The organism is Achromobacter sp. GW823-FHT04E03, from assembly GCF_058796095.1.
This window is the reverse complement of the sequence record NZ_JBXAIJ010000004.1, coordinates 35449-49228: the sequence shown is the minus strand read 5'-3', so window position 1 is coordinate 49228 and position 13780 is coordinate 35449. Positions and strand designations below refer to the sequence as shown.

15 protein-coding genes are annotated in these 13780 nt (G+C 66.2%); 11 read left to right on the top strand and 4 right to left on the bottom strand.

Annotated elements, in window-relative coordinates:
- Window positions 1-61: 61 nt before the first annotated feature.
- Both AC1RHV_RS25360 and purT read right to left on the bottom strand, forming a co-directional pair.
- Window positions 62-607 carry a GbsR/MarR family transcriptional regulator gene (locus tag AC1RHV_RS25360; protein WP_059378283.1) on the bottom strand — a complete coding sequence of 182 codons (546 nt, stop codon included), beginning with the start codon at window positions 605-607 and terminating at the stop codon, window positions 62-64.
- Window positions 608-872: 265 nt separating this feature from the next.
- Window positions 873-2090: a formate-dependent phosphoribosylglycinamide formyltransferase gene (gene purT, locus AC1RHV_RS25355; protein ID WP_054457792.1), complete on the bottom strand. Its 1218-nt coding sequence runs from the start codon at window positions 2088-2090 to the stop codon at window positions 873-875.
- 103 nt (window positions 2091-2193) lie between these two features.
- On the opposite strand from purT, the gene AC1RHV_RS25350 reads away from it, so the two are divergent.
- The 9 genes from AC1RHV_RS25350 to AC1RHV_RS25310 all read left to right on the top strand — a co-directional run bounded on the left by AC1RHV_RS25350 (window position 2194) and on the right by AC1RHV_RS25310 (window position 9695).
- The gene (locus AC1RHV_RS25350) at window positions 2194-3183 is read left to right on the top strand and encodes a KpsF/GutQ family sugar-phosphate isomerase (RefSeq protein WP_054457761.1); all 990 of its coding nucleotides are present in this window, start codon (window positions 2194-2196) and stop codon (window positions 3181-3183) included.
- Complete coding sequence (locus AC1RHV_RS25345; RefSeq protein ID WP_175163476.1) at window positions 3180-3788, top strand: KdsC family phosphatase; 609 nt, start codon at window positions 3180-3182, stop codon at window positions 3786-3788. The genes AC1RHV_RS25350 and AC1RHV_RS25345 overlap by 4 nt, the downstream gene beginning before the upstream one ends.
- Window positions 3789-3825: 37 nt before the next feature.
- Entirely contained in the window at window positions 3826-4458 is a 633-nt protein-coding gene (gene lptC, locus AC1RHV_RS25340; protein WP_054457763.1) for an LPS export ABC transporter periplasmic protein LptC, read from the top strand.
- Window positions 4455-5084, top strand: a complete 630-nt coding sequence (gene lptA, locus AC1RHV_RS25335; RefSeq protein WP_054457764.1) for a lipopolysaccharide transport periplasmic protein LptA — start codon at window positions 4455-4457, stop codon at window positions 5082-5084. The genes lptC and lptA overlap by 4 nt, the downstream gene beginning before the upstream one ends.
- 32 nt (window positions 5085-5116) lie before the next feature.
- Window positions 5117-5911, top strand: coding sequence for an LPS export ABC transporter ATP-binding protein (gene lptB, locus AC1RHV_RS25330; protein ID WP_054457765.1), 795 nt, complete (start codon window positions 5117-5119; stop codon window positions 5909-5911).
- 222 nt (window positions 5912-6133) lie between these two features.
- Entirely contained in the window at window positions 6134-6472 is a 339-nt protein-coding gene (hpf, locus tag AC1RHV_RS25325; RefSeq protein WP_013396726.1) for a ribosome hibernation-promoting factor, HPF/YfiA family, read from the top strand.
- A 363-nt stretch (window positions 6473-6835) separates the two neighbouring features.
- The gene (locus AC1RHV_RS25320; protein ID WP_006389881.1) at window positions 6836-7291 is read left to right on the top strand and encodes a PTS sugar transporter subunit IIA; all 456 of its coding nucleotides are present in this window, start codon (window positions 6836-6838) and stop codon (window positions 7289-7291) included.
- Between the two features lie 21 nt (window positions 7292-7312).
- Complete coding sequence (gene hprK, locus AC1RHV_RS25315; RefSeq protein WP_013396727.1) at window positions 7313-8239, top strand: HPr(Ser) kinase/phosphatase; 927 nt, start codon at window positions 7313-7315, stop codon at window positions 8237-8239.
- A gap of 22 nt (window positions 8240-8261) precedes the next feature.
- Complete coding sequence (locus AC1RHV_RS25310; protein WP_192330257.1) at window positions 8262-9695, top strand: aminotransferase-like domain-containing protein; 1434 nt, start codon at window positions 8262-8264, stop codon at window positions 9693-9695.
- 7 nt (window positions 9696-9702) lie between these two features.
- Here AC1RHV_RS25310 and AC1RHV_RS25305 read toward each other — a convergent pair whose 3' ends face one another.
- Together AC1RHV_RS25305 and AC1RHV_RS25300 are read right to left on the bottom strand one after the other, a co-directional pair.
- Window positions 9703-10986, bottom strand: coding sequence for a c-type cytochrome (locus AC1RHV_RS25305; protein WP_492302216.1), 1284 nt, complete (start codon window positions 10984-10986; stop codon window positions 9703-9705).
- Between the two features lie 12 nt (window positions 10987-10998).
- Window positions 10999-11751 (bottom strand): c-type cytochrome, encoded by a 753-nt coding sequence (locus tag AC1RHV_RS25300; protein WP_175163483.1) that lies wholly within the window; start codon window positions 11749-11751, stop codon window positions 10999-11001.
- 184 nt (window positions 11752-11935) lie between these two features.
- Between AC1RHV_RS25300 and rapZ the strand changes: the two genes are divergently transcribed.
- Window positions 11936-12808 carry an RNase adapter RapZ gene (rapZ, locus tag AC1RHV_RS25295; protein ID WP_054457793.1) on the top strand — a complete coding sequence of 291 codons (873 nt, stop codon included), beginning with the start codon at window positions 11936-11938 and terminating at the stop codon, window positions 12806-12808.
- Window positions 12805-13767: a septal ring lytic transglycosylase RlpA family protein gene (locus AC1RHV_RS25290; RefSeq protein WP_175163485.1), complete on the top strand. Its 963-nt coding sequence runs from the start codon at window positions 12805-12807 to the stop codon at window positions 13765-13767. The genes rapZ and AC1RHV_RS25290 overlap by 4 nt, the downstream gene beginning before the upstream one ends.
- Window positions 13768-13780 lie beyond the last annotated feature (13 nt).

Here is a 13780-nt window from a genome sequence, read left to right as displayed (position 1 = left end):
ATGTTACGGGCGTTGCATACAACTTCATAGAGGTTTCCTGAAAAATCGGGGCGGATCAGGCTTAGCCCTTGCCCCGCAATTTGCCGGCGAAACCCAGCACCTTCTGCACTTTCGAACCGAGCTTCATCAGGTTCTGCAGGGTTTCTGGCGGCAGTCGTTGAACCTCATCGAACCATCCGGTGGACAGTTCGATGAGCTCCAGCATGTCGTTCATGCGTTGTTGCGCGTATGCCTCATCCGGACCCGACGGGGGTTCCAGCAAGGTGTCCCGCAGCAGGGTCAGCGTGGGATCGATTTCGCGCTTGCGCTTTTCTTCCATCAGGATGCGGAAGATCTCCCAGACGTCCTTGGGAGTTTCGAAGTAGTCGCGGCGGTCGCCGACCTGATGCATGAGCTTGACCAGCCGCCAGGACTGCAGCTCCTTCAGCCCAAGGCTGACGTTGGAGCGCGAGAAGCCGAGGGTTTCGGCAATGTCGTCGGCGTTCAGCGGCTTGGGCGACAGGAACAGGAGGGCGTAGATCTGGCCGACCGTGCGGTTCACGCCCCACCGGCTGCCCATTTCGCCGAAATGCAGGACGAATCGTTCGTTTTGGGGAGACAGGGCCATGGGTTGCGCTACGCCGGCAAGGCCAGGACGCGTCGCCCTGGCCGATAAAAACAGTTACACCGATTTCAGAAAATTCTGGAATTTCCGAAATTATCAAACAATCCATGCGAAAGCGCAAACCACACCGGCGGCAGGGGGATGATCGCAAGACATGATGTCGCGGCAGTGACAGACGGCTTCCGCGGGCTTGGCAAAAGCCGCGGACAAGCGCAAGCGGCCACCAGCCGGTGAGCTGGTGGCCGCTGGAAAAGGGGAAAAAGAAGCGTTAGCCGGCCTTGACGGACACCGCCGCCGACACCCGCTTGGCCTTGGCGCGAGCCGCCGCCACGTCCTCGGCCACGGCCAGGCCCACGCCCATGCGGCGCTTGACGAAGGATTCGGGCTTGCCGAAGAGACGGAGGTCGGTGCCGGGTTCGGCCAGCGCTTCGGCCACGTTGTGGAACGAGACCGCCGCGGCCTCGACCCCGCCGTAGATGACGCTGCTGGCGCCGGGCTGGCGCAGGCTGGTATCCACCGGCAGTCCCAGGAACGCCCGGGCGTGGAGTTCGAATTCGTTCTGGACCTGGGTGATCATGGTGACCATGCCGGTGTCGTGGGGACGCGGGCTGACTTCCGAGAACCAGACCTGGTCGCCGGCCACGAACAGCTCCACGCCGAAGATGCCCAGGCCTCCCAGGTTGGAGGTGACCGCCAGTGCGATGTCCCGCGAACGTTGCAGCGCGGCGGGAGACATCGGGTGCGGCTGCCAGCTTTCCACGTAATCGCCGTCGACCTGCTTGTGGCCGATGGGTTCGCAGTAGCGGGTCTCGACCTGGCCGTCGGCGCCGCGGGCGCGCACGGTCAGCAGGGTGATTTCGTAGTCGAAGCGGATGAAGCCCTCGACAATGGCGCGCCCGCCGCCCACCCGGCCGCCCTCCTGGGCGTAGCGCCAGGCGGATTCGACGTCGTCAGCGCTCTTGATGACGGATTGGCCCTTGCCCGAGGAGGACATGACCGGCTTGATGACGCAGGGATAGCCGATGCCGCCGTCGATGGCCGCGCGCAGTTCTTCTTCGGTGTCGACAAATCGGTACGGCGAGGTCGGCAGCCCCAGGGTTTCAGCCGCCAGCCGGCGGATGCCCTCGCGGTTCATGGTCAACTGGGCCGCGCGCGCGGTCGGCGTCACCCGGGCCACGCCCGCCTCTTCCAGCTCCACCAGCAAATTGGTGGCAATGGCTTCGATTTCGGGGACAATAACGTGGGGCCGTTCCTGTTCGATGACCTTGCGCAGGGCCTGCGGGTCCGTCATCGAGACCACATGCGCCCGGTGCGCCACCTGGTGGCCCGGGGCGTCGGCATACCGATCCACGGCAATGACTTCCACGCCCAGCCGCTGCAGGGCAATGATGACCTCTTTGCCCAATTCGCCGGACCCGAGCAGCATGACGCGGGTGGCCAAGGGGGACAAGGGCGTGCCAAGGACGGGGCTGGAAATGCTGGACATGGAGCGGGCCTGGAAAAAAGTTGGAAAGCCGTTGAAATGACCCGCCAGCATGCCATACGCCCTTTCCGGGGGCAAACCCGCATACTGATATTAAAATCCACGTATGACTGACCATCCCACAACATCGTCCGAGACCGCGCTGGCATCTGCGCGCAGAACGCTGCAGATCGAATGCCAGGGCCTGATGGACCTGTCCGCCCGGCTGGACGACAGCTTCACGCAGACCGTCGCGATGCTGCTGGCCTGCCGCGGCCGGGTGGTCGTCAGCGGCATCGGCAAGACCGGCCACGTGGCCCGCAAGATCGCGGCGACCCTCGCCTCGACCGGCACGCCGGCCTTTTTCGTGCACGCCGCCGAGGCCGTCCACGGCGATCTGGGCATGATCACCCAGGATGACGTCCTCATCGCGATTTCCTATTCCGGCTCCGGTCAGGAACTGCTGACGATCCTGCCTGTCGCCCGCCGCATGGGCGCCAAGCTGGTCGCCATCACCGGCAATCCGCAGTCCGAACTGGCCCGGCTGGCCGACATCCACCTGGACGCCAGCGTGGCGCAGGAAGCCTGCCCGCTGAATCTGGCGCCCACGGCCAGCACCACCGCTGCGCTGGCCCTGGGCGATGCCCTGGCCGTCGCCTGCCTGGAGGCCCGCGGCTTCGGCCCGCAGGATTTCGCCCGTTCGCACCCGGGCGGCGCGCTCGGCCGCCGCCTGCTGACCCATGTGCGCGACGTCATGCGCCAGGGCGACGCCCTGCCCATCGTCATGGCCGGCACCCCGGTATCCCAGGCGCTGGAAGTCATGTCCGCCAAGGGCATGGGCATGACCGTCGTAACCGACGCGCAGCGTCGCCCCCTAGGCATCTTCACCGACGGCGACCTGCGCCGCCTGATCGCCCGGCAGGGCGACATCCGCAGCCTGACCGTCGAATCCGGCATGACGCGCTCGCCCCGCAGCATCACTCCCGACGCGCTGGCCGTCGAGGCGGCCCAGCAAATGGACAAACTACGGCTCAACCACATGCTCGTGCTGGACAGCGACGGCGTTCTGCTCGGCGCCCTGCACATGCATGATCTGATGGCCGCCAAAGTGGTATGACTATGACTCTTTCTGTACCCGTGACGCATCCGGCCGAAGCGCTGGTCCTGGCCCGCATCCCCGCCGGCGTGCGCGAACGCGCCGCCGCAGTGCGCCTGATGGTGTTCGACGTGGACGGCGTGCTGACCGACGGCAGCCTCTATTACGGCGACAACGGCGAACTCCAGAAGCGCTTCAACGCGCTGGACGGCCACGGACTGCGCCTGCTGATGGAAGGCGGCCTGAAGGTTGCGCTGATGACCGGGCGCTCCGGCCCCATCGTGGCGCGCCGCGCCGCCGAGCTGGGTATCGCCGAGGTCATCCAGGGCGTACGGGACAAAGGCGGCGCCCTGGCCGAACTCGCGCAGCGCAGCGGTGTCCAACTGAACCAGACCGGCTACATGGGCGATGACGTCATCGACCTGCCGGCCCTGCAGCGCGCCGGCTTCGCCGCCAGCGTGCCGAACGCGCCGGGCTACGTCAGCCAAGCCGCCCACTGGGTCTCCACGCACACCGGCGGCAACGGCGCCGTGCGCGAATGCTGCGACCTGCTGCTGGCGGCCCAGGGACGCCTGGGCGCCTTCCTGGCGGCGCCTGGCCTGCTTGGCCCGGGCGCCATCCAATGACCGCCAGGACAACCCATACGCCCTTGCGGCAGACCCGATGAAAGAACGTTTTCCCTCCCTGATCGCGCTGTTCCTGCTGCTGGTGCTGGTCGCCAGCTCTTGGTGGGCGGCGGATTACGCGCAGCGGGCCATCCAGACGGATCCGCCGCGCCGCGTCACCCACGAAATGGACGCCTGGTCGCGCGACTTCGTCATGCTGCGCACCGACCCGAACGGCAAGCCCATCAACCGGCTGGAAGGCGACTACGCCGAACATTTCCCGGATGACGATTCCTACCATGTGACCTCGCCGCGCGCCGTGGGCCAGCGCGAGGACAACCCCATCACCGTGGCCGTCTCCAAGACCGCCGTGATGGAGCAAGGCGGCAAGCGCATCGTCATGAACGGCGACGCCCACGTGCGCCGCCAGCCGGACGCCAATAACGACCTGCTGGACGTGCGCAGCCAGCAATTGATCATCCTGCCCGACGACGACGTGGTCTACACCGACCTGCCGGCGGAAGTCATCAAAGGCCGTTCGCGCATGAACGGCACGGGCATGCACTACAACAACAAAACGCGCCAACTGCAGGTTTCGGCATCGACCGATGTGGAAATTGCCGGTTCCGAAGGCAGGCAGCAACGCCGGACCGAAATTCCCGCCAACAACACTGACCAGAAAAAACCATGACCGACCTCCGGATTCTCCTTGCCCCGACGACCCGCTTGCTCGGCGCCATCCTGCTGACGGCCTCGGCACTGGCCCCGGCCCATGCCGCGGATCCGGCGCCCAAGGCAGCGACGCCGGCGGAAGAGCCCAGCACGCTGATCCTGTCGGACACCCTGCACTACGACGACGTGAAGAAGAAGAGCGTCTTCACCGGCAACGTCAACATGACGCGCGGCCTCATGACCCTGACGTCCGACGTGCTGGAAATGAACGAAGACGCGCAAGGCAACCAATACGGCACGGCCACCGCCAACAAGGGCAAGATCGTGACCATCCGCCAGGAACGCCCGGAAACCTTCGAGCTCATCGAAGGCACCGGCCTGCGCGCCGAATACGACGGCACCAAGAGCACCTTCGACCTGATCGGCCAGGCGGTCGTGATCCGCTACGTCTGTGGGAAACCGTTCGATACCATTCGCGGCGAGCGGGTACGCTACAACGAGAAGACCGGCACCTACGAAGCCCATGGCGGCCCCAACTCCGCCGCGGCTGGCGGCCGGGTCCGTTCGGTGGCTGAACCGCGCGCCAAGTCGGACGCAGCCATCGCCGAATGCCGCAAGCAGCAGGCAGCCAAGAAGGGGCGTTGAACGCCTCCCATGCAACACCACTCGCAGCCACGATGAACCAACCTTCAGTGCCGACTCCGGTAACCTCCGCGCCCTCGGGCGTCAAGCAGGGCAGCCTGCGCGCAACTGGATTGCGCAAGACCTATAACGGCCGGACCGTGGTGCAGGACGTATCCCTGTCCGTGGTCAGCGGCGAAGTGGTGGGCCTGCTCGGCCCCAACGGGGCTGGCAAAACCACCAGCTTCTACATGATCGTGGGCCTGGTGCCCGCGGATGCGGGCCGCATCGAGATCGACGGCTCCGTCATCACTTCGATGCCGATCCACAAGCGCGCGCACATGGGCCTGTCGTACCTGCCCCAGGATGCTTCCGTGTTCCGCCGCCTGACGGTGGAACAGAACATCCGCGCCGTGCTGGAACTGCAATTGGGGCCGGATGGACGTCCGCTGTCCACGCCCAAGATCAACGAGCAGATGGAATCGCTGCTGGAAGAACTGCAGATCGGCCACATCCGCAGCAACGCCGCGATCTCCCTGTCGGGCGGCGAACGCCGCCGCGTGGAAATCGCGCGCGCGCTGGCCACCAGCCCGCGCTTCATCCTGCTGGACGAGCCCTTCGCCGGCGTGGACCCCATCGCCGTGATCGAGATTCAGCGTATCGTGCGCTTCCTGAAGGGCCGCGGCATCGGCGTGCTGATCACCGACCACAACGTGCGCGAAACCCTGGGCATCTGCGACCGCGCCTACATCATCAGCGAAGGCAAGGTTCTGACCGACGGCCATCCCGATGAAATCGTGGGCGATCCCGCCGTGCGCCGAGTCTATCTGGGAGAGCATTTCCGCATGTAATGCGGCCCTGGGGAAGACCCCTAGGCGCCGCCTGCGCAAAGCCGCATGCACCCTGGGGCCTCAGCCATAAAAATGCCATGAACTTGCGCTAGGTCAGCTTGTTTTATCGGCCCGAGTCTATACACTAGTACTAAACGAACCCGCTCAATCAAGGAGAACGCCTAACGAATCAGCCGCGCTTTTTGCGCACCCTTTTTTCCTCTTTTAGAAGGAGAGCACACTATGAACCTGAGCATCTGCGGTCGTCACCTCGACGTCACCCCGGCCATCCGGGAATATGTCATGAACAAACTGGCGCGAGTGCTGCGGCATTTCGATCACGTCATCGATACCCAGGTCATGCTCTCGGTAGAGCCCCTGCGGCATAGAGCCGAAATCACCATGCGTCTAAGCGGTAAGGACATTCATTGTGAAGCAACCGATGAAAACCTCTATGCAGCCATAGACCTTCTTGCTGACAAAGTCGACCGTCAGGTCATCAAGCACAAGGACAAGGTACGAAGTCACACGGCGGAGTCCGTGAAGCGGCAAGCGGCAAATCTAACGCCACCCCAGCAGTAACGCGCTTCATGAGCACTCGCACTGCGAGACTAGCTAAACAGCGATTCTAGAAATCCTGCCTGAGTCCCGGTGTCCCGCTAGACGCAACGTCCAGCTGGGGCATCGGCAAACTTCCCCTCCTTGTAGTACCTCCCGCAGTACCCCCCCTTATTTGTCCCCTATTCCCGGTTCCGCCGGCGATTCCGTTTTTCCAGGTTTCCGACGCTTTCCCCAGGGCCAACCCCGCCGCCGGGAGCAAGAATGCCCACAATCCGCCGCTATCGGTCTATGCTGTCGCTCTTGCCGCCCCATGATGCGACCGAGCCGAGGACGCATCTCAGAGGCCGATTATTGCAGTGCGTCATATAACCATATAATGACCCGATGAATCATTTGTCGCGCATCCTACCCGCCGGCAACGTCGTGCTCGATATGCTCGCAACGAGCAAGAAACGTGCGTTCGAACAGGCCGGCCTTCTCTTTGAAAACAACCATGGCCTGGCGCGCGCGCTCGTCTTCGACAGCCTGTTCGCCCGGGAACGCCTGGGCTCCACCGCGCTCGGGCAGGGCGTGGCGGTGCCGCATGGCCGGGTGAAGGGCCTGGAACAGGCCCTGGCGGCCTTCATCCGCCTGGCCCAGCCCATCACTTTCGATGCGCCTGACGGGCAGCCCGTGTCGATGCTGCTTTGCCTGCTGGTGCCGGAAACGGCCACGCAGCAGCACCTGGACATCCTGGCCGAACTGGCGCAGCTCATGTCGAACAAGGCCTTGCGCGAGGCCCTGGCCACAGAGCCCGATCCCGCTGTCGTCCACAAGATGCTCACGACCGGCCAACTCTGAACTCCACGCGGAAGCGCAGCCATGCTCACGGTGCAGGAACTCGTCGACGACAACGCCGACAAAATCCCCTTTAACTGGATTTCCGGCCAAGGCGCCGCGGACCGCGCAATTCCCGACGACGGCATGTCGGCCGCGGACCTCGTCGGCCACTTGAACCTGATCCATCCGTCCCGCATCCAGGTGTTCGGACAGGAAGAGCTGGCGTACTACACCCGCTTCGACCTGCGCCGCCGCATGCATCACATGGACGAGCTGCTGATCGGCGGCGTGCCCGCGATCCTGCTGGCCGACGGCCTGACCCCGCCGCAAGACCTCATCGACCAGTGCGACCAGCATCAGGTGCCGCTGCTCTCCACGCCGGTGGCGGCCGCGCAGTTGATCGACCTGCTGCGCATCTACCTGGGCAAGAAGCTGGCACCCACCACCACCGTGCACGGCGTGTTCCTGGACGTGCTGGGACTGGGCGTGCTGATCACCGGCGAATCCGGCCTGGGCAAGAGCGAACTGGCGCTGGAACTGATCTCGCGCGGACACGGCCTGGTGGCCGACGATGCCGTGGAGTTCTCGCGCACGGCCCCCAACATGATCGAAGGCCACTGTCCGCAGCTGCTGCAGAACCTGCTGGAAGTGCGCGGCCTGGGCCTGCTCGATATCCGCACCATCTTTGGCGAGACCTCCGTGCGCCGCAAGATGCGCCTCAAGCTCATCGTGCACCTGGTGCGCGCCACCGCACAGGACAAGTTCGAGCGCCTGCCGCTGCAGGACATCACGCAGGACATGCTGGGCCTGCCGGTGCGCAAGGTCATGCTGCAAGTGGCCGCGGGCCGCAACCTGGCGGTGCTGGTCGAGGCCGCCGTGCGCAACACCATCCTGAAGCTGCGCGGCATCGACACGCTGGGCGAATTCATGGAACGCCAGGCCATGGCGATCCTGCAAAGCAGCAAGTAGGCGCACATCGGCCGGCGGCACCTTGAGCCTGTATGAAACTCTGGCCGCCGAGATCGCCAAGTCGATCCGCGACGGCGTATTGCGCGCGGGCGACAAGCTGCCCTCCGTGCGGGACGCGTGCGCGGCGCGCGGCCTCAGTCCGTCGACGGTGTTCCAGGCCTACTATCTGCTGGAAGCGCGCGGCCTGATCCGGGCGCAGCCGCGCTCCGGCTATTACGTCAACGCCCCTGCCGCATCCCTGCCGCCCGAACCCGGCGCCTCCAGTCCGGACGGAGAATCGACAGAGCTCGCGATCAGCGAACGCATCTTCGACATCCTCGGCTCGGTGCGCAACCGCGACGTGACGCCGCTGGGCTCCGCCTTCCCTTCCCCGCTGCTGTTTCCGCTGCCGCGGCTGGCCCAGGCCATGGCCGTGCACCTCAAGCGCCAGGATCCGCTGGACACGGTGGAAGACCTGGCGCCGGGCAATCCCGGCCTGCGCCGCCAGATCGCGCTGCGCTACCTGATCGGCGGCATCAACGTGCCGGCCAGCGACATCGTCGTCACCAACGGCGCGCTGGAAGCGCTGAATCTCTGCCTGCAGGCGGTCACGCAGCCCGGCGACACGGTCATGGTCGAGGCCCCCACGTTCTATGGCGCCTTGCAGGCGCTTGAGCGCCATGGACTGAAGGCGCTGGAAATACCGACGCATCCGCGCACCGGCATCGACCTGGACGCGATGCAGGCCGCCATCGAGCGTCATGCGCCGCGCGCCTGCTGGCTGATGACGCAATTCCAGAACCCGCTGGGCAGCCTGATGCCCGATGAGAAAAAGCGGCAACTGGTCCAGCTGCTTGCACGCCACGACATTCCGTTGATCGAAGACGATGTATACGGCGAGCTGTATTTCGGATCGGTGCGCCCGGTACCCGCCAAGGCCTATGACACCCAGGGGCTGGTGCTGCATTGCTCGTCGTTTTCGAAGTGCCTGGCGCCGGGCTACCGCATCGGCTGGACCTCGGCCGGCCGCTACACGCAACGCGTGCAGCGCCTGAAACTGTCGTCGACGCTATCGGCGTCCGGCCCCGCCCAGGGCGCCATCGCCGAATACCTGGAGCAGGGCGGCTATGACCGCCACCTGCGCCGCCTGCGCGAAACGCTGCAGACACAGCAGCAGCGCATGGCCGAGGCGATCGCCCAGGAATTCCCGGCCGGTACGCGCGTGACGCGTCCGCAAGGCGGGTTCTTCCTGTGGCTGGAACTGCCGGCCGCGGTGGATGCGCTGACGCTGCATCGCCAGGCGCTGGCGCGCGGCATCAGCGTGGCGCCGGGACCGATCTTTTCGGCCAGCGGCCAGTTCGGCAGCGCGCTGCGCCTGAACTACGGGCATCCTTGGGACGCCGCTGCGCAGGCCGCCATCCGCGTGCTGGGGGAGTTGGCGCGCGAGGCCTGCGCGCAGGCCGTCAAAGCGCGCTGATTCCGCGTCAGTTCAGCGTCGATGCGGCGCGCGCCCGCTTGACTTCCAGCGGTGTCACGCCGCCCGCCTCATTGCCCCAGCTATTGCGGATGTACGTCACCAGCATCGCGATGTCGCCGTCGTTGAGCAGTTGTCCGAAGGGCGGCATGCCGTGCGGCCGCGGATTCGCCGCCGTGGCCGGCGCGTAGCCGCCATCCAGCACCATGCGGATCGCGTTGACGGGCGACGGCGCCGTCACGGTCGGATTGCCGGCCAGCGCGGGCCACGCCGTGCCGCTGCCTTCGCCCGCGGATTGATGGCATTGGACACATTGCTGGCGGTAGATCTTGCCGCCCAGCTCCATGGCCGCCGGCGCGACAGCCGTCCGCGTGCGTTCCGTTGAAGCCGCCGTGGCGGGCAGGGATTTGATGTAGACGCCGATGGCCAGCGCGTCAGCGTCGGTCAGGTGCTGTGTGCTGCCCAGCACCACTTCGGCCATGGGCCCGCTGGCGCTGGAATGCTTGGAAATGCCAGTCTTGAGCAAGGCCGCGATGTCTTCGGCGGACCACCTGCCCATGCCGGTTTCCATGTCGTTGGTGAGCGGCGGAGCGTACCAATCCAGCACCGGAATCACGCCGCCGGCCAATGGGTCGGCCGAACGCAGCGCCCCCAGGCTGTTGCGCGGCGTATGGCAGGCGGCGCAATGCCCCAGCCCTTCGACCAGATAGCGGCCGCGGTTCCACTGCACCGATTGCCCCGCGTCGGCCTCCTGCACGCCCGGCTTGAAGTACAGCGCGCGCCAGGCGGCCAGCAGCGCCCGCTGGTCATAGGGGAATTCCATCTCGGGCGGCCGGTTGGGCTGGTCCACGGGCGCCACGGTACGCAGATAGGCGTACAACGCGTCGGAATCGGCGCGCGTCACGCGCGTGTATTCGGTGTAGGGGAAAGCGGGATACAGCAGCGTGCCGTCGCGCGATTTGCCGTTGTGCAGCGCCTGCCAGAAATCATCCGCGGTCCACGCGCCTATGCCGGTTTTTTCGTCGGGCGTGAGGTTCGGGCCGTAGACCGTGCCGAACGGCGTGGGGATGGGCGTGCCGCCCGCCAGCGCCTTGCCGCCGCGGCTGGTGTGGCAGGCCATGCAATTGCCGGCAAGCGCAAGGTAGCGGCCGCGCTCCACCAGCGTCGCGGTATCGGCCGCGGCCGCGGTGGGGCCGGTGCTGGCGTCGTCGCGCGTACCGAACCAGTAGAGGCCGCCGAGGGCGACGACCGCGAGCAGCAACAGGAGGGACAGGACTTTCTTCATGATCGACATCCGGCCTCTCCCTTACCGTTGCGCCTGGCTGCCGCATTCCGCGGGCAGGCGTATCGAACCCGCGGCCTCTGGCGCGTAGGGTTCCACGACGGGTTGCGAGGACAGCCACGCGGCCAGCGCGCCGATGTCCTGGGGAGTGAGTTTGTTGGAGATGTCGGCCATGCAGTCCGGCTCGGCCGCGCGGCGCAGGCCGTTCTTCCAGCTGCCGATCTGCGAACCGATGTAGTCGCGCGGCAAGCCAAGCAAGCCGGGAATGGCGGGCAGCACGCCGCCCAGGGCGGCGCCGTGACAGGCGGCACAGGCGGGCAGGCCGCGCGCCGCGTCGCCATCCAGGGCCAGCTTGCGCCCGGCTTCCAGCGTGGCGGCGGAGACATCGGCGCGGGTCGGCGCCGGATACGGCACATGCTGCGAAGAGAAATACGCGGCGATCTCGCGCAGGTAGTCGTCGGGCAGCCCGGTCAGCAGGTGCGTCATGGGCCGGTACTGACGCCGGTCGTCGCGGAAATTGAGCAACTGGTGGTACAGGTACTCCTGCGGCTTGCCGGCCAGGCGCGGATAGTAGCCGTCGGCGCCGGCCTTGCCCTGCGCGCCATGACAGGCCGTACAGGCGGCAACCCGGGCGTCCATGGTGTCCGGACGCAGGATTTCCTGGGGCGCGGGCTGGGCCGGCGCGGGCGCTGCGAGGAAGGCGGCAGCCACCCCAAATAGGGAAATTGCCCAAAAACGCGGCAGTGAAACACTACGAAAGGAAATGAAGGCTAACATCTAGGTCGAATTCCATTCCCCCGAAACGCATGACGGCGGGGCGCGTATGTGAATCTGTCGAGTATCCGGCCCCCAGCTTACGCCAGGGGGACCAAAGCGGTACAGGCGCAGATTGGCAGTTTACGGCCATATCAGATGTCATCCCGCCGGCATCGTCCTCGAAAAGCGTGCCACAATCATGTCCATGTTGAAAGTCGTCCTCGTCACCGGCATCTCAGGCTCAGGCAAGTCCGTCGCCCTGCGCATGCTTGAGGACGCAAGCTATACCTGCGTCGACAACCTGCCGGTGCGGTTCCTGACCGAGTTCATCGCCAACGCCCGGGATGACGGCATGGAGCGCGTAGCCGTCGCCATCGACGTCCGCTCCCCCGGCGAACTGGCCGAATTGCCCGACGTAGTCACCGCGCTGCGCGCCATGGGCACCAGCCTGCGCGTGGTCTTCCTGGACGCCAGCACGGAAACGCTGGTGCAGCGCTATTCCGAATCGCGCCGCCGCCACCCGCTGACCGACCGTCTGCAGCATGGCGGCAAGACCCCGACGCTGTCCGAGTGCATCGCCCTGGAACGCGAACTGCTCGCGCCGCTGCGCGAGCAGGAACACGTCATCGACACCTCGGACCTGACGCCGGGCCAGTTGCGAGTCTGGATCCGCGACCTGATCAAGGCCGACCGCGCGCCGCTGGTGCTGACCTTCGAATCCTTTGCCTACAAGCGCGGCGTGCCGCGCGACGCGGACCTGGTGTTCGACGTGCGCTGCCTGCCCAATCCCTACTACGACCGCGACCTGCGGCCGCTGACCGGCCGCGACGAGCCCGTGGCCGCCTGGCTGGCGGGCTTTGACCTGGTGGGGCAGATGATCGACGACATCGCCGGTTTCCTGAACCGCTGGCTGCCGCAATACACGCAAGACACCCGCAATTACCTCACGGTCGCCATCGGCTGCACCGGCGGCCAGCACCGTTCGGTCTATGTGGTCGAACAGCTGGCGCTGCGCTTTGCCGACCACGACCCGCTGCTGGTGCGCCATCGCACCCAACTGCCTGACGAATCCGCATGACCCTGTCCCGCCCGACCCGCCTGTTCGTGATGCTGCTGCTGGCCATTGCCGTGGCTGGCTGTTCTTCCACCGGCGGACGCAAGAAGGGCGGCGGGTATTACAAGGACGACGGGCCGGACGCGAATCCGCCCTCGAACCTGGACCAGGTGCCCGACGCGGTGCCCAGGATCGAACCCTACGCCAGCGGCGCGAACCGGCCGTATGTGGTGTTCGGCCAGCGCTACGTGCCGGACACCAGCGGCCAGCCCTACAAAAAGCGCGGCACCGCCTCGTGGTATGGCAAGAAGTTCCACGGCAATTCCACGTCCATCGGCGAGTCCTACGACATGTACGCCATGACGGCCGCCCACACCACGCTGCCGCTGCCCAGCTACGCCCGCGTCACCAGCATGGTCAACGGCAAGACCATCATCGTGCGGGTGAACGACCGCGGCCCGTTCCACAGCGACCGCATCATGGACCTGTCCTATGTCGCGGCGTACAAGCTGGGCATCATCGGCCCCGGCAGCGGCCAGGTGATCGTGGAAGCCATCCCCCAGGACGAGATCCGGCGGCTGGCCTCGCAAGGCGCGCCCGCCACGGCCGCACCCGAACCCGCATCGGCGACGGGCTCCTCGCCCGTGGCCGCGCCCATCGCCGCCGTGCCGGTGGCGCTGGCGGCTGAACCCCTGCCCGGGCCCGCACCCGGTTCAGCGCCGGTGCGCCAGCCGGCCGCAGGCGGCATCGGCAGCGTCTACCTGCAAGTGGGCGCGTTCAGCCAGCCGGCCAACGCGCAATCGCTGGTCACCCGCATCAACACGCAGCTGGGCGCCGCAGGCGCGCCGCCCGCGTCGGTCGAGCAGTCAAATAACCTCTATCGGGTCAAGATCGGCCCCTACCCCGACCGGCAGAGCGCCTTGGACGCCGTGCAGATCGTGTCGGACCGCATCGGCATCCTGCCCAGCATCGCCTCGCAGTAGCAAGCCTCAAGAC

Excerpts from the sequence above, each read along its gene's own strand:
- AC1RHV_RS25360 (WP_059378283.1), bottom strand. The coding sequence starts at position 607 with ATGGCCCTGTCTCCCCAAAACGAACGATTCGTCCTGCATTTCGGCGAA.
- purT (WP_054457792.1), bottom strand. The coding sequence starts at position 2,090 with ATGTCCAGCATTTCCAGCCCCGTCCTTGGCACGCCCTTGTCCCCCTTG.
- AC1RHV_RS25350 (WP_054457761.1), top strand. The coding sequence starts at position 2,194 with ATGACTGACCATCCCACAACATCGTCCGAGACCGCGCTGGCATCTGCG.
- AC1RHV_RS25345 (WP_175163476.1), top strand. The coding sequence starts at position 3,180 with ATGACTATGACTCTTTCTGTACCCGTGACGCATCCGGCCGAAGCGCTG.
- lptC (WP_054457763.1), top strand. The coding sequence starts at position 3,826 with ATGAAAGAACGTTTTCCCTCCCTGATCGCGCTGTTCCTGCTGCTGGTG.
- lptA (WP_054457764.1), top strand. The coding sequence starts at position 4,455 with ATGACCGACCTCCGGATTCTCCTTGCCCCGACGACCCGCTTGCTCGGC.
- lptB (WP_054457765.1), top strand. The coding sequence starts at position 5,117 with ATGAACCAACCTTCAGTGCCGACTCCGGTAACCTCCGCGCCCTCGGGC.
- hpf (WP_013396726.1), top strand. The coding sequence starts at position 6,134 with ATGAACCTGAGCATCTGCGGTCGTCACCTCGACGTCACCCCGGCCATC.
- AC1RHV_RS25320 (WP_006389881.1), top strand. The coding sequence starts at position 6,836 with ATGAATCATTTGTCGCGCATCCTACCCGCCGGCAACGTCGTGCTCGAT.
- hprK (WP_013396727.1), top strand. The coding sequence starts at position 7,313 with ATGCTCACGGTGCAGGAACTCGTCGACGACAACGCCGACAAAATCCCC.
- AC1RHV_RS25305 (WP_492302216.1), bottom strand. The coding sequence starts at position 10,986 with ATGTCGATCATGAAGAAAGTCCTGTCCCTCCTGTTGCTGCTCGCGGTC.
- AC1RHV_RS25300 (WP_175163483.1), bottom strand. The coding sequence starts at position 11,751 with ATGTTAGCCTTCATTTCCTTTCGTAGTGTTTCACTGCCGCGTTTTTGG.
- rapZ (WP_054457793.1), top strand. The coding sequence starts at position 11,936 with ATGTTGAAAGTCGTCCTCGTCACCGGCATCTCAGGCTCAGGCAAGTCC.
- AC1RHV_RS25290 (WP_175163485.1), top strand. The coding sequence starts at position 12,805 with ATGACCCTGTCCCGCCCGACCCGCCTGTTCGTGATGCTGCTGCTGGCC.